This is a genomic window from Paenarthrobacter sp. OM7 (assembly GCF_029873575.1).
In the GTDB taxonomy this organism is placed as follows: Bacteria; Actinomycetota; Actinomycetes; order Actinomycetales; family Micrococcaceae; genus Arthrobacter.
This window is the reverse complement of the sequence record NZ_CP123579.1, coordinates 2,033,196-2,053,130: the sequence shown is the minus strand read 5'-3', so window position 1 is coordinate 2,053,130 and position 19,935 is coordinate 2,033,196. Positions and strand designations below refer to the sequence as shown.

Below are 19,935 nucleotides of genomic sequence, written 5' to 3'. Positions count from 1 at the left end.
CGGAAGACGCCCCACTGAAAGGGACGGCTCAACAGCCCCTTGAAGAGTTCCTTTCGGGAGAGTTGAACGACTACATTCGGCTCCAACTCCTCGCCGGGATAGAGCAGCTAAAGAGCGGAAGACGCTACTACGAGTACAACACCTTCAACATACTGCTCGACGCTGACAGGCCTACTGTGACCGTTGTGGACGAACCCGACGTGCATCGGGAAAGCACGCTGTCTTTCGCCGACTTTCAGGTGCTTCTCCGCTCATCCACTGGGCTACAACTCTAAATGCCAACAACGTGGCCGGAATCCCGGGCCCAGCGCGCCGTCCTCAGAAGTGAACGCAGCGAAGCCCCACTACTAGGCGCCATTGAAGACCCGCACCTTCGGACTCAACCGGAACTAACGGACCACCCCTCTGTGAGAGGCATGCTGGTCGCATCGGTCGCGTGCTCTGCCCTGCTGGTTGATTGCCATTTATTGACACCAGGACAAGAGGGGGGAATGCGATCAACCGTGGCAATTACTGAAACCGAGACACCTTGGTGGTGGGACTGGGTAGTACTGGTGTGGTGTCCCCGTGGTACTTGGGACAGTAGGTAGCCATCATCCTGCCGAGCAGGATTCATGGACCTCGTTCGCGAGTCCCACGCAGGTACCACGGAGTGGAGGAAAATGCCTCAGAAACCCAAAAGCCCCCGGAACTCCGGGGGCTTCTCTTGGTGGGCGATACTGGGTTCGAACCAGTGACCTCTTCGGTGTGAACGAAGCGCGCTACCACTGCGCCAATCGCCCGGGTGCATAGAAAACACTAACCGACCACGGCCTGATTGCAAAACCGATCAGCGCCTTCATTGACAACCGAACTACAGCAGTGGAATTACATGGGTGAAACTCAGGGGATTCCGCGCAGATTCAAGGATCCAGCCACCTGCGAAACCAAATCCCCACCCTCGATTTGGAGTTTGCAACAACCTCCTATAGAGTTTTTACTCGTCGGAAAGCGACGGAAAGCCTGAAGGGTTGTCCGTCAAAACGACACTGCGGACGTAGCTCAGCTGGTAGAGCACCACCTTGCCAAGGTGGATGTCGCGAGTTCGAATCTCGTCGTCCGCTCGCAAGGCACTGTCAAAGCAGGAATTCCCCGGAATTCGGCTTACACGGTGGGTTGGCCGAGAGGCGAGGCAGCGGCCTGCAAAGCCGTATACACGGGTTCGAATCCCGTACCCACCTCGGTGAAAACCATGTCTTCCAGCAGTTGGCTGGATGCATGGGCGATTGGCGCAGCGGTAGCGCGCTTCCCTGACACGGAAGAGGTCACTGGTTCGATCCCAGTATCGCCCACCAGAACAAGGCAACTTGTTTGTTGTTGACGGCCAGGCATCAGCCCGGCAGACAACATGTGCGGACGTAGCTCAGCTGGTAGAGCACCACCTTGCCAAGGTGGATGTCGCGAGTTCGAATCTCGTCGTCCGCTCTCCTACTCGATAGGACCCGGAAACGGGCGATTGGCGCAGCGGTAGCGCGCTTCCCTGACACGGAAGAGGTCACTGGTTCGATCCCAGTATCGCCCACCAGAACAAGGCAACTTGTTTGTTGTTGACGGCCAGGCATCAGCCCGGCAGACAACATGTGCGGACGTAGCTCAGCTGGTAGAGCACCACCTTGCCAAGGTGGATGTCGCGAGTTCGAATCTCGTCGTCCGCTCCAGAAAGAAAAGCAGCTCCCCGGAGCTGCTTTTTTTGTGCCCAACTTCAGCAAATAACCGATTCATTACTTGAAGTAACCGATACCCCTCAGAAGAAGTCGCTTTATCTAATGTGATTAGGCTCGCATAATGTACTGCGAGCTCATCACCGTTCCACGCCAACTGGCAGGAGTACCCCCATGAATCAACAGACGGCTTCCAAGTCCGTCCTGAGGCGCAAGCCGATCGACGACATTGAGGAAGAAAACAAGCACAGCGGACTATTCAAAAGTCTGGGCCTCTGGCAGCTGACGGCCATCGGCGTCGGCGGAATTATCGGCGTCGGGATCTTCTCCCTCGCCGGCCTTGTAGCCCACGGGAGCGAGGGAACTCCGGGCGTAGGCCCCGCAGTTCTGATTTCCTTCCTGATCGCCGGCTTGGCATCCGGCGCCGCCGCGCTGTCCTACGCCGAATTCGCTGGAATGATCCCCCGCGCCGGCTCGGCTTACACCTACGGCTACGTGGCCCTCGGCGAGATCATTGGCTGGTTCATCGGCTGGGATCTGCTGCTGGAATACATCGCGATCGTGGCTGTGGTGGCCATCGGCATCTCCGGTTACTTCGATGCGTTCCTCTCCGGCATCGGAATCCACATGCCAACGTGGATGACGTCCACTGCCGACGAGGGCAAGGGCGGCATCATCAACCTCCCGGCGATCCTGGTCTGCCTGTTGGTCACGTGGATCCTGAGCCGTGGAACCAAGGCCTTTGGCCGGTTCGAACTGGTAGCGGTGGCCATCAAGGTCATCCTGATCCTGTTCATCATCGGACTCGGTATTTTCTACGTCAACGCCGAGAACTACAACCCGTTCATGCCCAGCGGCTTCGGTCCGGTTATCGCCGGCGCCGCAACCGTCTTCTTCGCAGTCTTCGGCTATGACGCCATGAGCACGGCGGCCGAAGAGGCGAAGGACGGCAAGAAGCACATGCCCAAGGCCATTATCTTGTCCTTGATCATCGCCATGCTTTTGTACGTAGCTGCCACGCTGGTCCTGACCGGTATGCAGAACTACAAGGACATCAACCCCACGGCCGGCTTCGCGTCGGCGTTCCAGGGGGTTGGACTGCCCGTCATTGCCACCATCATCTCGGTGTTCGCGGTGCTTTCCATCCTGACCGTCATGCTGACCTTCCTGTTGGGCGTCACGCGCGTGTGGTTCTCCATGAGCCGCGACGGCCTGCTGCCCGGTTGGTTCGCCAAGACGGACCGGCACGGCACGCCACAGCGCGTGACGTGGATCGCCGGCGTTGCTTCGGCCTTCCTCGCCGGCGTTTTCCCCATCAAGGAAGTAGCCGACCTCACCAACATCGGCATTCTGGCCGCCTTCGTGGTGGTCTGCGTTTCAGTAATTGTTTTCCGATACACCAAGCCAAATGCTCCGAGGACGTTCCGGTTGCCGCTCATGCCGATCGTCCCTGCCTTCGGCGTCCTGGCCTCCGCGTTCCTGATGTTCCAACTGCATTGGGAAACCTGGGCCCGGTTTGGAGTGTGGCTGGTCATCGGCCTGGTGATCTACTTCGCGTACGGTCGCAGGCACTCACTGATGAACCCGGACAGCCCGCGCCACAAGGTGGAAAGTAAGCCATTGGCGTAGTTTGTCCACAGCGTCGTCCGCAACCCTTGGCACCTCTGTCAAGTGGTGTTAGGGTCGGACGCGGAGGAGCGAACTGGCTCCGCGATGGAAGGGAGGTGCCCGTGGGTTTAATTGACGACCTGAAGGGCAAGGCTCAGGGTCTCATTCAAGGCAACGAAGAAGCCATCAAGAATGGCATCGAAAAGGCCGGGGATTTTGTGGACAATAAGACGGGCGGCAAGTATGCCGGCCACGTCGACAAGGTCCAGAATGCCGCTTCCGACTTCGTGGCCAAGAACGACGGAAAGCCTGGACAGGCTCCCGTCACGGATGAGCCGAAGCAGCCGTAGCTGCCTGAGCCGCCGTACCAGATACGTCAAGGGGGCACCGGTCCCGCCGAGAGGCGCCACCGGTGCCCTTGGCGTTTAACCGACAGGGCGTCCGCCCGCTGTTCGGGTACGTTGGACTTCATGCGTTCTGTCTCCCCGCCCACCACTCATAACCATGTCAGCCGGGACACACTGGGCCCGCCGATCACCGCCGGCATTGTGACAGCGTTGGTTGGCTTTACTTCATCGTTCGCAGTAGTCCTGGCAGGTCTTCAAGCTGTGGGGGCCAATCAGGCCCAGGCATCCAGCGGTTTACTGGCGCTCACCCTGACCTTCGGCCTCGGGATCCTGTGGCTGTCCTGGCGGTCCAGGATGCCGGTCACGCTCGCGTGGTCAACACCCGGGGCAGCGCTGCTCGCCTCCGCTGGAATGGTCGACGGCGGCTGGCCGGCTGCCGTGGGCGCGTTCCTGATGGTCGGGGTACTGATCGTCCTGACGGGATTGTTGCCGGTGTTGGGGCGCCTCATGGCCAGGATCCCTACGGCGCTGGCGCAAGCCATGCTTGCCGGGGTCCTGCTCCCCCTGTGCCTGGCGCCCTTCAAGTCGTTGGGCTCGGCACCGCTCCTCGTTGCTCCGGTGATCTTGTGCTGGGTTGTCCTGATGAAGTTCGCACCGCGTTGGTCTGTCCCGGCATCGTTGCTGGTTGCCCTCGCCGTCATCGGGATCCACATAGTCTCCAACGGAGTCCAGGTACCCCTTCACAGCCTCGTGCCAAGGCTTGAGTGGACCACTCCGGCCTTCTCCCTGGAGGCTGCCGTAGGGCTGGCATTACCCTTGTTCATCGTCACCATGGCGTCGCAAAACATTCCAGGCGTCGCAGTCCTGAAGTCGTTCGGGTACACCACTCCATGGCGTCCCTCGATGCTGGTCACCGGCGCGGGCACTCTTGCCGGTGCACCCTTCGGCGGACACGCGATAAACCTCGCGGCACTCAGCGCAGCGCTGGCGGCGGGAGAGGAAGCAGGCAAGGACCATGGCAGGCGTTGGATCGCAGCGTTCGTTTCCGGACTGGCCTACCTTGTCCTGGCCGCGGCGTCCGCGGCGCTGGTGACGTTGGTGGCCGCAGCCCCGCCGGGACTCCTGGAAGCCGTCGCCGGCCTGGCACTCCTGGGGACCCTGGCCGCCTCCATTTCCTCAGCGCTGGCTGTAGCGGAGGAACGCATTCCGGCTTGCATCACTTTCCTGTTGGCAGCGTCAGGCCTCAGCTTTGCCGGGGTTGGCGCTGCGTTCTGGGCGCTGGCCGGAGGCATCCTGGTGCGCTGGATGCTCAAGAGCCGCGAGCCTGTTCAGAAAGCGTGAATCAGGCGGGTTCGTGGTTTTGCGCCTCACGGGCAAGGGCGGTCAGCCGGGAGACAGCCCGGAAGTACTTCTTGGTGTAACCGCCGGTCATCATCTCTTCGGTAAAGAGTTTGTCGAAGGGGACGCCGCTGGCCAGGATGGGCACATCTTTGTCATAAAGCCTGTCCGCCAGCACTACGAAGCGAAGGGCTACTGCCTGCTCCGTGATGGTTTCGACATCGCTCCACACCACGGCTTCAACGCCGGAGATGAGTTGACGGTAACGGCTGGGGTGAACCGCAGCCAGGTGATTGACCAGCGTGCGGAAGTCATCCACCGCCACGGTCCTGCCGGCGAATTCGGCCTTCATACGGTGTTTGAGCTCTTCGGTCTTCAGCGGCGCCGGAGCAGCGGGCAATCCACGGTGCCGGAAGTCCTCGCCGTCGATCCTGACAACATCGAACTGGTCCGCGAGAACCTGGATCTCGCGTTGGAAATCGACGGCGGCAAAGCGGCCCTCGCCCAGCGAGCCGGGCAGGGTGTTGGACGTGGCCGCGAGCTTGACGCCGGCGTCGGCCAGTTCACGCATCAGGCGGGACATCAACACGGTATCGCCGGGGTCATCCAGTTCAAATTCGTCGATGCAGACCAGCTTGTAGCTGCTCAGCGCCTCCACGGTCTTGCGGAATGAAAGCGCACCCACCAGGTTGGTGTATTCAACGAACGTACCGAAGGCCTTGGGTCCGGGCGACCTGTGCCACAACGAGGCCAGGAGGTGGGTCTTGCCGACGCCAAAGCCGCCGTCAAGGTAGATTCCTGCTCTGGTGGCCGGCGCCTTCTTGGCGAAGAGCTTCTTGAACAAGCCGCCGTTGTCTTCGGATCCCACTCCGTCGGCGAAGGCCGAGAGGAGCTTCACGGCATTGGCCTGACTCGGCTGCGAGGGGTCGGGACGGTAGCTGTCGAACGATACCTCTCCGAATCGCGGAGAGGGGTAGAAACCCTTGAGGAGCTCCTCCACGGAGACTGCCGGCGTGCGGGCAGCCAGTTGTTCGATCTGTACCACGGTGGTCCGTTCCTTCGGTATTAGGTCCCCAGCAAGAATACCGGCTTCTGGCGGCCCCGGCGGGACACGTGACCAACCCCATGTTTCACCGTGTGACCGCAGGGAAGCATTCCTGTCGCCCCGTGGTTAGTGTTGGAAGCAGCCGGGCCGGCACCTGCACCACTCCCCACGGCCAGGCTTCCGTCCGTTGTCAGTGAAAGGCCATCACCATGTCCTACCCCGTTGAACAGAACGAAAAGTTCGCCTCGTACGCGAACCCCGAACGCCTTGTTTCCACCGAATGGCTCGCATCGGCGCTTGCCGACGGCGCTGTTGCCGACGGCAAACTGGTAGTGGTTGAGTCCGATGAGGACGTCCTCCTGTACGAGACCGGCCACATCCCGGGAGCCGTAAAGATCGACTGGCACACCGATTTGAACGATGAGGTCACCCGCGACTACGTCGACGGCGCTGCTTTCGCTGCCCTCGCATCATCAAAGGGAATCTCCCGCGACAGCACGGTTGTCATTTACGGCGACAAGTCCAACTGGTGGGCTGCCTACGCCCTCTGGGTTTTCACTCTCTTCGGCCACGAAGACGTCCGCCTCCTGGATGGCGGCCGCGACAAATGGATCGCCGAAGGCCGCGAGCTGACCACCGAAACTTCACAGCCCGTCGTCGGCGACTACCCGGAAGTAGAGCGCAACGACGCTCCCATCCGCGCTTTCAAGGAAGATGTCCTGGCACACCTGGGAAACCCCCTGATCGACGTCCGCTCCCCCGAGGAATACACGGGACAGCGCACCCACATGCCTGCCTACCCCGAAGAGGGCGCACTCCGTGGCGGCCACATCCCTACGGCCGCATCCATTCCATGGGCCCGGGCCGCTGCAGAGGACGGCACCTACCGCAGCCGGGAAGAACTCGAAGCCCTGTACCTGGGTGAGGCCGGGCTGGCGGCCGGCGACGACGTCGTGGCCTACTGCCGGATCGGCGAACGCTCAAGCCACACCTGGTTTGCGCTCAAGTACCTGCTGGGCTTCGATACCGTGCGCAACTATGACGGCTCCTGGACAGAGTGGGGCAATGCCGTTCGCGTTCCCATCGTCAAGGGTGCAGAGCGCGGTTCCGTTCCAGCCGCCTTCGCACGCAACTAGTCGTCGCGTGAATCCGCCACCGTCCGGAGGGCCCGTAGTGTTGCGGCATACAGAGCGCAATCGCCGCGGTTGTGCGTAAGCTGGAAGAGATGAGTACGTACACTTTGCCCACCGCGCTGGCGGAAATCGTCGATGACTTCCAGGCACTGACGGAGCCTGACCGTCTGCAGCTCCTGCTTGAGTTCTCCAGGGGCCTTCCGGAGCTTCCAGAGCGCCTGAAGGACCACCCTGAGTTGCTGGAGCAGGTTGTGGAATGCCAGTCCCCGCTGTTCCTCACGATCGAGTCGGAGAAGAATCCTGACGGTGCCCGCAAGTACCGGCTCTTCTTCAAGGCTCCCCAGGAGGCGCCGACCACCCGCGGCTTCGCCGGTGTCCTGCACGAGGGACTCGACGGACTTACCGCCGAAGAGATCCTTGCTGTTCCGGACGACATGCCCGAACTGCTGGGCCTGACGCGGGCCATTACTCCCCTGCGTATGCGGGGAATGACGGCCATGCTCGGCCGCATCAAGCGCAAAGTTGCAGCCGCCAGCCGGCTGGAGCACTGAGCCCGCCAGGACACCGAAAGGCGCCACCAGACGGTATGGCCAAAAAAATGGCTTCACAGGGAACGCCGGCTACTGCAGCTCTTGCTGCGGCCGGCGTTTCTTTTGTGCTTCACCCGTACGCCCATGATCCAGCCGCGCCCAGCTACGGCATGGAAGCCGCGGAGGTCCTGGGCATCGAGCCGGAGAGGGTCTTCAAGACACTCATGGTGGAGGTCGAAGGCCGCCTGGCGGTAGCCGTTGTCCCTGTGTCCGGAAACCTGGACCTGAAGTCGGTTGCTGCGGCGTTGGGAGCGAAGAAAGCGGCCATGGCCGATCCCAAGGCCGCTGAGCGCCGCACCGGTTACGTGCTGGGCGGGATATCGCCCGTGGGACAGCGCCAGCCCTCCCCCACGGTCCTGGACGAATCAGCGCTGGGCTTTGACGCCATCCTGGTCTCCGGTGGCCGCCGCGGACTGGACATCGAACTCGCTCCCGCGGACCTCATCCGGTTGACACAGGCCGCCGTTGCGGCCATCGGCACCTCCCCGCCAGCTGATACCAGGCGTCGGCCTTAGCCAGTCTGGCCAGAAGCGCCAGTCAGTCCTGCACCACCCACTGAGCCTGCACCATTCTCCGGACCTGCCGCCACCGGCTGTCCCGGGTTGTTCCGTGGAGCCAATTCCCGCTGCAGCCATGCGTGCACTACGCGTTCCCACCGTTCCGGGTCCACGTTCCATTCCTTGGTGTGCCGCGCCCCGTTGAAGGGCTCAAAGGTCACCATTTCCGGGTTCTTCTCGGCGAGGCTGGCGGACGGGCCGAACGGAACGTAGTCGTCGTCGACGCTGTGGATCAACAGCGTGGGGGTCCGCAGCTCAATGGCGCGGGCTTCCCAATCCATGGCCTTGAGGTCAACGGGAGCCGCGAGGCCGGTCAGCCTGCGCCCCAGCGGATGACCCAGCATCAACTGCCCATAACGCCCCACGGTGTAGGGAATCCTGTTCATTTGGGCATGGTGGGCCATGACATTGACCCAGTTGATGACGGGGGCATCCAGCACCAAGGCCCGGATGAGGTGGCGGTGCCTGGAGAGATCGGCTGTCTGCAGGCTGATCGCTCCGCCCATGGACCACCCGAACAGCACGACCTCCCCGGCCCCATGCTCCAAGGCGTAATCAATGGCAGCCTCCACGTCCCGCCATTCAGTGGATCCCAGGCCGTAGCGCCCATCGAGGGCTGAAGGGGCCAGGCCGTCGTTGCGGTAGGAGATGAGCAGGCTGTCCAGCCCCAGGCTCCGCGCCGTACGCACAGCCCGGAGGCCCTCAAGCCGCGTGGCGCCACGCCCGTGCACCATAATTGCCCAGACCGGCGCTGCAGCGGAAGCATCAGCGCGGATCAACCATGCCGGCGCCAGCCCGCCGTCGACCTTTATCTCCACATCCTCGGCCGCAAGGCCGATCGACGCCGGGTCCGGGTAGGTAGCGCCGCTCCACCAGCCACGGCGGGCCTCTGCCAGATTGCCACTGTAGACCTCTTCAACCTCGCGGAGGACAGTCTGCTCGGCCGGGGAGTAGGACACGATCCGGCCAATCCGCGCGTGTCCTTGACCGCCGGCGAAGAAGAGACTGAACACGCCGTCGATGGTGGTGTCCGGGGTAGCCGCGAGGATGACCTGGAGCCCCTTGTCGTCCCGGATGACTGCCAGGACCTCCTGGTCCTCATGGCGGGCCGCCGGGGTGATGACGCGCCGTGCAAAGTAGACGGCGAGCGCAGAGGACCCGGCGCCGAGCAGGCCTGCGAGGGTGCCGCCCGCGAGGAAGCCGCCTATGGCCCATTTGGTACGGAGGGACATTTTGTTCTCTGCAGCGTCGCCCGCTGACCCGTGTGTCGATGCCATGCCTCCATTGTTGCCGCTTCCTGGCCACGCCGGGTGCAGGTGCGGGCCGCGCGGCGCACCTGCACCCTGATTCGGTACCAAAGCCTGCGGACTCAGGTTATGCGGGACTACGCTGTAGCCATGAGTGATCCCATAGTCATCTTGACTGAAGAGCCCCTTGGCCCCGACGACCGCGTTAACATCGCCAAACTGGTGGATGGCAGCGACGCGCCCCTTGTTGTCCTGGTTCCCGCCAACACCGAGCGACATCTCTTGGTGGACTTCCTGGAGAATCTTTCGTTGCTGGAGATCGCCAAGGCGTTCCGCGAACTTACAGCGCAGTCACCGGATCCGGCGGCGGAGCGTGCTGAAGCGTCGGAGACGTTGTCGGCCTCCCTGGCGGCGTTGGCCGGTTTGGGTGGCGGCGTCACGGGTGAAGTCGTCGACGGCGGTGCCGTGGCCGGCTTGGTGTCCAAAGTGCGTGCGCTCGATGCCGCGCAGGCCGTAGTGGTCACGCGCCCCCATGCCATCGCCGATACGTTCCACACCGACTGGGCCAACAAAGCGCAGGATCAATTGGGACTTCCTGTCCTCCATCTGTACGCGGGTTCGGGATTTATCGGCGACTCGTGAGCGTTGCACAAGACATGAACACTCCTGAGAACACCAGCAAGACAACTTCTGCGCCTGCGGAGAAAACTGATGCCCAGTGGCGCGAGGAGTTGACCCCCGAGGAATACCGCGTTCTGCGGCAGGCGGGAACGGAGCGGCCGTACACCGGCGAGTACTGGGACACCCACACAGAGGGCGTCTATCAGTGCCGTGCTTGTGGCAGCCAGCTGTTTACCAGCAAGGAGAAGTTCGATTCCCATTGCGGCTGGCCGTCGTTCTGGGCTCCCTTGGCTGAAGGCACGGTCCGCTATCTTCATGACCGCACCATGGGCATGGAACGGGTAGAGGTCCGTTGCGCCACCTGTGATTCGCATTTGGGGCACGTCTTCGAGGGCGAGGGCTACGGCACCCCTACGGACCAGCGGTTCTGCATCAACTCCATCTCGCTCCGCCTGGTCAACCCGGAAGAGAGCTGACGGGTCCGGACGGGCCGGCCATGGGTTCGGTCCGTCCGGAGCTGTTGTCCTGCAGGAGTGCGGGGCGCTGGATCTCGAACTGTGCAGGAACACCCAAAGGGCAAGAGTTACTTGTCCTCGGGGCTTTTTTCAATTAGCAATGCTTTTCGCTTGCTACGCTCGGCCCAGAAGCAACCACTACTTCGGAAAGGGCCGAGCTCCATGACAACCATCGCCACCTCCACCCTCCCGCGTGTCACCGCTGACAACGCCGAGTGGACAACGCTGAAGGCCGCGGCCACAGCACTCCAAGCACACCAAGAACAGGACGGCTCCATCGCCGATCCCTCGGTCCACGGCGAGGCAACAAACCTCGTAGCAACGATCTGCAACGCCGTCACATCTTTGGCTCCCCTGTTCCCCCACGACGCCCGCTACCTGAAGTTGCTGGTGGAGGACTTTGGCCGGTGGGTACAGGGCGGCTTCGGCGTACCGGACTTCCTGGATTCCCTGCAGGCGTTCCAGCCCCAGGAACTGCGCGTTGACGGCCTCCAACATCTGGTGGTCTTCCCCATGTACACGCAGAACGGCAGCACCAACAGGCTGGTCGAAGCCGTATTGATCGAGGTCATCTGGCCTGAGTTCATTGGCGGGCTTGAAGCGGGCGAGTACTCCAACAAGCTGTTCGTCCCCATCCGCTTCATCGATTTCACTCCCGGGTACGACACCAACTCCGCGGTGCTCTTCCCCGAAACCGTTGCTGTGCGCGAGACTCCCACCTTCACCTGGGGCGCCATCTTCGCCGACCGTGAAGCCGCACGCTTCCGTCGCGTCCTCAAGGCAGCAGCAGCAACCACTTCTTTGGAACTTCCAGCAGATGCAGCCCAGTTGATCGAGGACCAGGAACTCACCCAGCGCACGTTCGTCATGTGGGACCTCATCCATGACCGCACCCACATGCGGGGTGATCTGCCTTTTGATCCGTTCATGATCAAGCAGCGCATGCCGTTCTTCCTCTACTCGTTGGAAGAGTTGCGATGCGATTTGACCGCTTTCCGCGAGTCAGTCCGCATCGAGAAGGATGAGAACGCCGATCCTGACGCCAGGAAGCACGCAAAACTTGTTCAGTACGCGGTGATTTTTGACCGGATCTTCCGCTTCGCGATCACCGGCAGCCGTGTCCGCAACTATGACGGACTTGGCGGTCAACTGCTGTTCGCGTGGATGCACCAGCACCACGTCCTTCACTGGACGGACAGCAAGCTCTCCATTGACTGGGAGGATGCCGCTGCAGTAGTGGTTGAACTCGGTGCCAGAATCGAAGAACTCTACTGGCGTTCCATTGACCGGCCGAAGGCCGCCCACTGGTTGGCTGCGTACGAACTCATTTCCGGCACGGTGACTGCCCACCCGGCGTCTGTGTGGGCCAAGGGACCGGATGCCCTGCCGCTGGACGGTCCTCCCCGCGGGCTCACCGACCAGGTCCTTGACGACGAGTTCCCGCTGTCCATGTTCTACGAAGCACTGGAGAAGAAGATGCGTCCCGTGATCGAATCCACTACGGGCATCACCGGCGCGACGGCGGCCTGATGCCCACACTGACCATCCTTGTGACCGGCGGCAGCAGCGCGTCCGGCATTGCTGCCGCGCGGGCTCTGGGGGCCGCCGGTCACCGGGTCTTCACTGTGGGCTCGGACGACGTTCGCATCCAGGAAGCGGCGAATGAAGCCGGCCATGGAGTGGTCCCCCTGGTGTGCGATCTCGCTTCGTATGAGGCTGTTCGCGACCTCGCGGACGGGCTCTCCGGCCACGGCGTTGAAAAGGTGGATGGAGTCATCCACTTGGTGGGCGGTTGGCGTGGTGCGAAAGGCATCGAAGACCAATCCGATGAGGATTGGGATGCCCTGGAACGGGGCGCGATCACTACCCTGCGCAACGTCTCCCGGGTGTTCTACAGCCAGCTCGAGGCATCCCCGCAGGGCCGGTTGGCGATGATCTCCTCCACCTCCGCGTCAGCCCCTACTGCCGCTGCCGCCAGTTACGCCGCGGCAAAGGCTGCCGCTGAAGCCTGGACCCTTGCAGTGGCTGACGGGTTCCGCCGCGCGCAGGCGGACGGCCGGCCGGACAACCAGCAGCAGCCAGAAGGCCAACACAGCGCAGCCGTCATCTTCGTGGTCAAAGCCCTGGTGGATTCCGCAATGCGTGCCGCGCATCCGGACAGGCGGTTCCCCGGCTATACGGACGTCGAGGACCTGGCGGCCGCCGTCGTCGGACTGTTCGAAGAACCGGCCGCAAACCTCAACGGCCAGCGCATCCTGCTGGCCAAATAGACTTGAAAGCGTGAATGAACAAGTGACGAGCACAACAGAGGCCATCCACCGCGCCAACAGCGCCAACACGATGGTTGGGAACAGCCAGCTCCATGACCCATCGGTTCGTGGATTTGCCTCCGATAACTACTCCGGCGTGCACCCGGAGATCCTCGCAGCACTGGCAACCGCCAATGGCGGGCACCAGGTCTCTTACGGCGAGGATGTGTACACCGCACGGCTGCAGGAGGTGCTGGAGCAGCAATTCGGGCCGGGCATCGAGACCTTCCCGGTCTTCAACGGCACCGGCGCCAACGTCCTTGCCCTGCAATCCCTCCTTCCCCGGTGGGGAGCGGTGATCTGTGCCTCCACCGCGCACATCAACATGGATGAGAACGGTGCACCCGAACGGGTGGGCGGGATCAAGCTCCTCCAGGTTCCCACCGAGGACGGCAAACTCACCCCCGAGCTGATTGATCGCGAAGCGTGGGGCTGGGGTGATGAGCACCGGGCCCAGCCTTTGGTGGTCTCCATAACCCAGACCACTGAACTGGGTACCTGCTACACCCCTGAAGAAGTGCGGGCCATCGCGGACCACGCCCATTCCAAGGGCATGAAGCTTCACATGGATGGCGCAAGGCTGGCGAACGCAGCCGCTCACCTTGATGTTCCCCTCCGGGCCTTCACGCGCGACGCCGGCGTGGACATCCTGTCCTTCGGCGGCACCAAGAACGGGCTCCTTTTTGGCGAAGTCGTAGTGGCACTCAACCCGGAAGCGGCTGATGGCCTGAAGTTCCTTCGCAAGATGAACATGCAGCTCGCCTCGAAGATGCGCTTCATCTCTGCCCAGTTCATTGCCCTGCTGGAGGATGGACTGTGGTTGCGTTCGGCCGCCCACGCCAACGCCATGGCCGCCCGCCTGCGGACGGCCGTTGAAGCGATCGACGGCGTGGAGCCCACCCAGGCGACGCAGTCCAACGGCGTCTTCGCCATCCTCCCGGCCGGCGTTGCCGACCGCCTGCGCAAGAGCTTCGCCTTCTACGATTGGGACGCCGCCAGAGGTGAGGTCCGGTGGATGTGCTCCTTTGACACCACAGAGGAAGACATCGACGCCTTCGTTGCTGGCATCAAGCGGGAGCTGGCCTCCCGGTAACCCCTCGCATCCGGGGCGGCGAGCCTGCTGGGAATCGCCGCCCCGGAAGCATAACCTGCGATGGTGAACGCCCTCGCACAGGTTCCCTCGGACTTTCTCCTCGCCTTGGGAACACTTCGAAAAGCCCAATGCCGCAGCGAATTGCGGCTTGATGAGATCCCTGCGCCCGCCCGGCTGGCCCCGTACGCGGTGGCTTTGGGTGCGGAAGTTTTCAGCCCCACTGCGGCAACGCGCCGCGTTCCCGTCCACGGGCCGGCGGCCAAGGCCTTCGCAGCGAGCCAGGCGAACACGCCGGCGAGCGAGGACGACGACGAACTGGCCACGGGCCGGTTCATCCTCCTCTACGATCCCGATGGTTCACCGGTGTGGGAAGGTGAATTCCGTATTGTCACCTACATCCGGGCCCAAATGGACGCTGAGATGGGCAACGACTCCATGCTGGGCTCCGTCGCCTGGACGTGGTTGGTGGACGCCCTGGAGAACCACGCAGCCCCGTATCGCGCGGCTGGCGGCACGGCAACAAGGATCCTTTCCGAGAGCTTTGGCACACTGGCCGAACGCCCGGACACCATAGACATTGAACTTCGCGCTTCATGGACCCCTGCCGGCGCTGACGTCCAGGCGCACTTGGAGGCCTGGTCTGACATGGTCTGTACTTTCGCCGGGCTTCCTCCCCTTCCACCGGGCGTCACTGGACTTCCCAACAGGAGGCTGAATTGACCACTGTTGACACGTCGCCCACGGCGGCCAATACACGGTCAGCACCGCGTCCCGGCGAGAACCCGGCGTGAATCGGTAAGCTTAAGCCACCATGACCCCTGAAAATCTGGATAAAACCACAGCCGGCGATCCGGTTGCTGATCCCACCACCCACATCAAGGTAGACGGCTTTGACAGCCACGTCCCCGAAGTCATCGATCTCGATACGCCACGCGAAGGCGTCCCCCTGGTCATCGACACTCCGGCCGGACTTGAACGATGCGCCGCCGCCATCGCCGCCGGAACAGGACCGGCCGGCGTGGACGCAGAGCGCGCCTCCGGCTTCCGTTACGGCCAACGCGCCTTCCTGGTGCAGATCCGCCGCGACGGAGCGGGAACCTGGCTGATCGACCCCGAGCCTTTCGACAACCTGGACATCATCAACGAGGCTCTCCGAGGCGTCGAATGGATCCTGCATGCAGCCACCCAGGACCTTCCCTGCCTGTCCGAACTCGGCATGTGGCCCGACAAACTGTTCGACACCGAACTTGCCGCCCGCCTTGCCGGCCTTCCCCGCGTAGGCCTGGCGGCCGTCATCGAGCAACTCCTCGGATTCGGCCTGGCAAAAGAACATTCTGCAGCCGACTGGTCCACCCGCCCACTGCCCGAGCCTTGGCTCCGGTACGCAGCGCTCGACGTCGAAGTTCTTGCGGAATTGCGCGAAGAGCTCATCGAGTTGCTGGAGGCGGACGGCAAGCTGGAGTACGCCGAACAGGAATTCGCCGGCATCCTTGCCGCCGGTATTTCACCGCCCCGCGTCGATCCCTGGCGGAAAACGTCCGGGTTGCACCAGATCCGGGACCGCCGTCAGTTGGCAGCAGTCCGCGAACTCTGGCAGGAGCGCGATCAGCTGGCACGTAAACGCGATGTGGCGCCGGGGCGCCTGATTCCTGATTCGGCCTTGGTGGCCGCCGCGAAAGCCATGCCCACCACTGTCCCCCAACTACTGGCCACCAAGGGATTCCACGGCCGCTCTGCCCAACGGGAGGCACCGCGCTGGCTGCGATGCATCACCATCGCCCGCACCCTGACTGATCTTCCGCCCTTGCATCTGCCCACCAACGCTCCACCGCCGCCGCGGGTGTGGGTGGATCGCGACCCGGAGGCTGCAGCACGCCTGGCCACCGCCCGGCCCGCGCTGCAGGCCAAGGCTGACGAACTCAACCTGCCGGTGGAGAACCTGCTGACACCGGACTTCCTGAGGCGGATCACCTGGCGGCCACCGTCGGACATATCCCTGGAAACGGTATCTGCTGAATTGCGGGAGCTGGGTGCCCGCGAATGGCAGGTCTCCTTCGCCGCACCAATCCTCACCGACGCCTGCTTGCACCCCAAACCCCTGCCGGCCAAAGAATCCAAAACGAAGGACAGCCGGCAGGCACAGGAAACCCAACAGTCATCGGACTCCGCCTGAGTCTGTCCAGACTGCCAGGCCCGTCACCCGAACTACGGTTCGCGGCGGCGGGCCTTTCGCGTCTCCAGGGTCACTCGGCAGGAGGTCGACACACCTTGCACCGTAAGTTACCGGCGAGTAACATTGCGTTAATGCCAACCGGAGCACCCGCGACGCGGGCCGGCACCATGTCTCAACGAGGAGTTAATACATGAGTCCATCACGCAGTGCCCAAAGGAATGTCCGCGATGTCGTTTTCGTGGACGGAGTCCGCACCCCGTTCGGCAAAGCCGGCGACAAGGGAATCTACGCGGGCACCAGGGCCGATGACCTCGTGGTGAAGTGCATCCGCGAACTGATGCGGCGCAATCCGTCCCTGCCAGCAGACCGCGTGGACGAGGTAGCCATTGCCGCCACCACGCAGACCGGAGACCAGGGCCTCACCATCGGCCGCACCGCCGCGTTGCTGGCCGGCCTCCCGCGCACCGTTCCCGGCTTCGCCATCGACCGCATGTGCGCAGGCGCCATGACGGCGGTCACCACGACGGCGAGTGGCATCGGCTTTGGCGCCTACGACGTCGTCATCGCCGGCGGAGTGGAACATATGGGCAACCACCCCATGGGCGCCGGAGCCGACCCCAATCCGCGGTTCATGTCCGAGCGGCTGGTGGACCCGGCTGCCCTGAACATGGGCAACACGGCAGAAAACCTGCACGACCGGTTCCCGGCCATCACCAAGGACCGCACGGATGCCTATGCCGCTGCTTCGCAAGCCAAGCTCGCCGCAGCGTACTCCAACGAACAAATACAGCACGACCTCGTCCCCGTGGCCACCATGAAGCCGGGCCAGGGCTGGGCGCTCCACACCACGGACGAACCCCCTCGCCCCGGAACCACGGTGGCCGACCTCGCCGAACTTCGCACCCCTTTTCGTGCCCACGGCCGCGTCACTGCCGGAAACGCCGCTGGCCTGAATGACGGCGCGACGGCGGCCGTTCTCGCGTCGGCCGAAGCCGCCGAGGAGCTGGGACTCTCCGTCAAGATGCGCCTTGTCTCCTACGCCTTCGCGGGCGTCGAACCGGAGGTCATGGGCATTGGCCCCGTTCCGGCGACGGAAAAGGCGCTCAAGAACGCCGGACTGGGAATAGAAGACATCGGGCTCTTCGAGATCAATGAAGCCTTCGCGGTCCAGGTACTGAGCTTCCTGGACCACTTCGGCATCGCCGACAATGACCCCCGCGTCAACCGCTATGGCGGTGCGATCGCCGTCGGACATCCACTTGCTTCCTCCGGCGTCCGCCTGATGAACCAGCTGGCCCGGCAATTCGAGGAAGATCCCACAGTGCGCTACGGCATCACCACTATGTGCATCGGCCTGGGCATGGGTGCAACAGTGATCTGGGAGAACCCGCACCACCCCGACTACGCTTCCTCCACCGCTGAGACCGCCACCACCGAAGGAGCCGCCGCATGAGCGCCGCCGAATTCCAGAAGCTCGCCGCCCTCTTCCCTGACGAAGTGGTCACCCACTCCTACGTGCAGGACATTCAGCTGCCAGGTGGCGCAGGAACCTTCGCGCTGATCACCCTGGACAATGGCTTGGACCACTCCAAGCCCACCACGCTGGGCCCCAACACGCTGGTTGAACTGGGCGGCGTCCTGGACCAACTCAAGGAACGCGCTTCACGGGGTGACATCGTGGGTGTCGGTGTCACGGGCAAGCCGTACTTCCTGGTGGCCGGCGCCGACCTGTCGGCCGTCAAAACGCTCAAGGAGCGCGAGCACGGCCTCTGGATGGCACAGCTTGGCCACGCCGTCTACAGCACCCTGGCAAATCTTGGCGTGCCAAGCTTCGCCTTCATCAACGGCCTTGCCCTGGGCGGCGGACTCGAAATCGCCCTGCAGTCGACGTACCGGACCGTCTCCACCGGTGCCGGCGCCTTGGCCCTCCCCGAAGCGTTCATCGGCCTCGTGCCGGGGTGGGGTGGCGTCTATATCCTGCCGCGCCTCATCGGTCCCGAGAACGCCGTCAAGGTGATGATCGAGAATCCCCTGAGCAACAACCGGACACTCACCGGACCGCAGGCATTCGAGCTGGGGGTGGCCGACGCCATCTTCGAGCCTGCCGACTTCGTGGAACAGTCGCTCGCATGGGCGGCAAAGGTTATTTCAGGCGACGTCACACCTGAGCGGAAGAACTCCGTAGATGCCGCGGACGACGCAGTCGCTGGGCGGTGGGCAGCCGCAGTCACCGCTGGACGGGCTTTTGTGGAGTCCAAGACCTCCAATGCCTCCCCTGCCCCGGCAAAGGTCCTGGACGTCATGGAAGCCAACCGCACCATGACACAGGCGGAATCGGCAGAGCTCGAGTGTGAGACCCTCGCAGGGCTCATGCAAACGGACGAGTTCCGCTCCACTGTGTACGCTTTCCTGGACCTTGTCCAGAAGCGCTCAAAGCGTCCTGCAGGGGCCCCTGACCGCAAGCTTGCCCGCCCGGTCACCAAGGTCGGCGTGGTAGGCGCAGGGCTCATGGCAAGCCAGCTGGCCTTGCTGTTCGCCCGCCAGCTGAAAGTCCCTGTAGTGATGACCGACATCGATCAGGCGAGGGTGGACAAGGGCGTTGCTTACGTCCATGCCGAAGTGGACAAGATGCTGGCCAAGAAGCGGATCAAGCCCGACGCCGCCAACAGGACCAAGGCGCTCATTACGGGTTCCGTCTCCAAGGAAGCCTTCGCCGACGCCGACTTCGTCATCGAGGCCGTTTTCGAAGAACTGCACATCAAGAAGCAGGTCTTCGCGGAGGTTGAAGCAATTGTTTCTCCCGAATGCATCCTGGCCACCAACACGTCTTCGCTGTCTGTCACTGCCATGGCCGAGGACCTGAAGCACCCGGAACGCCTGGTGGGCTTCCACTTCTTCAACCCGGTGGCTGTCATGCCCCTCCTGGAGATTGTGCGGGCACCCAAGACGGACGACGCCGTGCTGGCCACCGCCTTCGAACTCGCCAAGGGTCTCAAGAAGACCGCGGTGCTGGTCAAGGATGCCGCAGCCTTTGTGGTCAACCGCATCCTGCTCCGCCTCATGGGTGAAGTCATCGCAGCGTTCGACGAAGGAACACCTGCCGACGTCGCTGACAACGCCCTGCGTCCCATGGGGCTGCCGATGTCGCCGTTCACCCTGGCTGCCATGGTTGGCCTGCCGGTCGCCCAGCATGTGCAGGAGTCCCTGCACACAGCGTTCGGCGACCGGTTCCCCGTCTCGCAGAACCTGCAGAAGCTCATCGACAACGGAGTAAAGTCACTATGGGTCCCAGGCCCCGATGGGACTCCTGTTATCCCGGCTGAGACTTTGGCCATTATGTCCTTCGGCGACACCCCGTCCACCGGCGAGGACGTCCTTCGACGCACGCAGGATGCCCTGGCCGAGGAAATCGGGCTCATGCTCGCCGAGGGCGTGGTCTCCGGACCGGAAGACATCGACCTTTGCGTCATCATGGGCGCCGGCTGGCCGATGTTCCTCGGAGGCATCACACCGTACCTGGATCGCGTGGGCGCTTCGGAGCGGGTCAACGGCAAGAGGTTCCTCGCCCCCGGCGTCGCATCAGCCCCTGCCTGATCCGTCCCTCTCTCACATCCCGGGCCCTTAAACCGATCGCTCTCTCACATCCCGCGGCCCAAACC

At 63.1% G+C, this 19,935-nt stretch carries 18 protein-coding genes and 7 tRNA genes; 22 read left to right on the top strand and 3 right to left on the bottom strand.

The window, feature by feature from the left end; genetic code table 11:
* Positions 1-62: 62 nt before the first annotated feature.
* Complete coding sequence (locus QEH68_RS09435) at positions 63-275, top strand: hypothetical protein (protein ID WP_280627766.1); 213 nt, start codon at positions 63-65, stop codon at positions 273-275.
* 432 nt (positions 276-707) lie between these two features.
* Here the strand turns inward: QEH68_RS09435 and QEH68_RS09430 are convergent.
* Positions 708-782: transfer RNA gene (locus tag QEH68_RS09430), tRNA-Val, on the bottom strand.
* A gap of 248 nt (positions 783-1,030) precedes the next feature.
* Between QEH68_RS09430 and QEH68_RS09425 the strand changes: the two genes are divergently transcribed.
* From QEH68_RS09425 to QEH68_RS09385, 9 genes are all read left to right on the top strand, one after another.
* Positions 1,031-1,103, top strand: a tRNA-Gly gene (locus QEH68_RS09425).
* Between the two features lie 46 nt (positions 1,104-1,149).
* Positions 1,150-1,220 (top strand) — tRNA-Cys (locus QEH68_RS09420).
* Positions 1,221-1,259: 39 nt separating this feature from the next.
* A tRNA-Val gene (locus QEH68_RS09415) sits at positions 1,260-1,334 on the top strand.
* 57 nt (positions 1,335-1,391) lie between these two features.
* A tRNA-Gly gene (locus QEH68_RS09410) sits at positions 1,392-1,464 on the top strand.
* 25 nt (positions 1,465-1,489) lie between these two features.
* Positions 1,490-1,564, top strand: a tRNA-Val gene (locus tag QEH68_RS09405).
* Positions 1,565-1,621: 57 nt separating this feature from the next.
* A tRNA-Gly gene (locus tag QEH68_RS09400) sits at positions 1,622-1,697 on the top strand.
* A gap of 177 nt (positions 1,698-1,874) precedes the next feature.
* Entirely contained in the window at positions 1,875-3,329 is a 1,455-nt protein-coding gene (locus tag QEH68_RS09395; protein ID WP_280627765.1) for an amino acid permease, read from the top strand.
* Positions 3,330-3,424: 95 nt separating this feature from the next.
* Positions 3,425-3,658 (top strand): antitoxin, encoded by a 234-nt coding sequence (locus QEH68_RS09390; protein WP_207597196.1) that lies wholly within the window; start codon positions 3,425-3,427, stop codon positions 3,656-3,658.
* A 120-nt stretch (positions 3,659-3,778) separates the two neighbouring features.
* A complete protein-coding gene (locus QEH68_RS09385; RefSeq protein WP_280627764.1) occupies positions 3,779-4,996 on the top strand; it encodes a benzoate/H(+) symporter BenE family transporter in 1,218 nt (405 codons plus the stop codon).
* A gap of 1 nt (position 4,997) precedes the next feature.
* On the opposite strand, the gene zapE is transcribed toward QEH68_RS09385, so the two are convergent.
* Entirely contained in the window at positions 4,998-6,038 is a 1,041-nt protein-coding gene (gene zapE, locus QEH68_RS09380; protein WP_280627763.1) for a cell division protein ZapE, read from the bottom strand.
* 209 nt (positions 6,039-6,247) lie between these two features.
* Here zapE and QEH68_RS09375 point away from each other — a divergent pair, with 209 nt between their 5' ends.
* The 3 genes from QEH68_RS09375 (at position 6,248) to ybaK (ending at position 8,276) form a co-directional block, all read left to right on the top strand.
* Positions 6,248-7,174 carry a sulfurtransferase gene (locus tag QEH68_RS09375; protein WP_207597193.1) on the top strand — a complete coding sequence of 309 codons (927 nt, stop codon included), beginning with the start codon at positions 6,248-6,250 and terminating at the stop codon, positions 7,172-7,174.
* 89 nt (positions 7,175-7,263) lie between these two features.
* Entirely contained in the window at positions 7,264-7,722 is a 459-nt protein-coding gene (locus tag QEH68_RS09370; protein WP_198318399.1) for a SufE family protein, read from the top strand.
* Between the two features lie 35 nt (positions 7,723-7,757).
* Positions 7,758-8,276 (top strand): Cys-tRNA(Pro) deacylase, encoded by a 519-nt coding sequence (ybaK, locus tag QEH68_RS09365; RefSeq protein WP_207597192.1) that lies wholly within the window; start codon positions 7,758-7,760, stop codon positions 8,274-8,276.
* On the opposite strand, the gene QEH68_RS09360 is transcribed toward ybaK, so the two are convergent.
* A complete protein-coding gene (locus QEH68_RS09360) occupies positions 8,273-9,595 on the bottom strand; it encodes an alpha/beta fold hydrolase (protein WP_280627762.1) in 1,323 nt (440 codons plus the stop codon). The genes ybaK and QEH68_RS09360 overlap by 4 nt on opposite strands.
* A 120-nt stretch (positions 9,596-9,715) precedes the next feature.
* On the opposite strand from QEH68_RS09360, the gene QEH68_RS09355 reads away from it, so the two are divergent.
* The 9 genes from QEH68_RS09355 (at position 9,716) to QEH68_RS09315 (ending at position 19,870) form a co-directional block, all read left to right on the top strand.
* Positions 9,716-10,207 carry a hypothetical protein gene (locus tag QEH68_RS09355; protein WP_280627761.1) on the top strand — a complete coding sequence of 164 codons (492 nt, stop codon included), beginning with the start codon at positions 9,716-9,718 and terminating at the stop codon, positions 10,205-10,207.
* A 14-nt stretch (positions 10,208-10,221) separates the two neighbouring features.
* A complete protein-coding gene (gene msrB / locus QEH68_RS09350) occupies positions 10,222-10,662 on the top strand; it encodes a peptide-methionine (R)-S-oxide reductase MsrB (protein WP_280627760.1) in 441 nt (146 codons plus the stop codon).
* A gap of 201 nt (positions 10,663-10,863) precedes the next feature.
* Positions 10,864-12,231: a DUF6421 family protein gene (locus QEH68_RS09345; RefSeq protein ID WP_280627759.1), complete on the top strand. Its 1,368-nt coding sequence runs from the start codon at positions 10,864-10,866 to the stop codon at positions 12,229-12,231.
* Positions 12,231-12,971 (top strand): SDR family NAD(P)-dependent oxidoreductase, encoded by a 741-nt coding sequence (locus QEH68_RS09340; RefSeq protein ID WP_280627758.1) that lies wholly within the window; start codon positions 12,231-12,233, stop codon positions 12,969-12,971. Before QEH68_RS09345 ends, QEH68_RS09340 begins: the two co-directional genes overlap by 1 nt.
* A gap of 70 nt (positions 12,972-13,041) precedes the next feature.
* Entirely contained in the window at positions 13,042-14,103 is a 1,062-nt protein-coding gene (locus tag QEH68_RS09335; RefSeq protein ID WP_280627994.1) for a low specificity L-threonine aldolase, read from the top strand.
* Between the two features lie 60 nt (positions 14,104-14,163).
* On the top strand, positions 14,164-14,823 hold the full coding sequence (locus QEH68_RS09330; protein WP_280627757.1) for a DUF3000 domain-containing protein: 660 nt from the start codon (positions 14,164-14,166) through the stop codon (positions 14,821-14,823).
* Positions 14,824-14,914: 91 nt separating this feature from the next.
* Positions 14,915-16,276, top strand: a complete 1,362-nt coding sequence (locus QEH68_RS09325; RefSeq protein ID WP_280627756.1) for an HRDC domain-containing protein — start codon at positions 14,915-14,917, stop codon at positions 16,274-16,276.
* Between the two features lie 190 nt (positions 16,277-16,466).
* Entirely contained in the window at positions 16,467-17,729 is a 1,263-nt protein-coding gene (locus QEH68_RS09320; protein WP_207597186.1) for an acetyl-CoA C-acyltransferase, read from the top strand.
* A complete protein-coding gene (locus QEH68_RS09315; protein WP_280627755.1) occupies positions 17,726-19,870 on the top strand; it encodes a 3-hydroxyacyl-CoA dehydrogenase NAD-binding domain-containing protein in 2,145 nt (714 codons plus the stop codon). Before QEH68_RS09320 ends, QEH68_RS09315 begins: the two co-directional genes overlap by 4 nt.
* Positions 19,871-19,935: the final 65 nt, after the last annotated feature.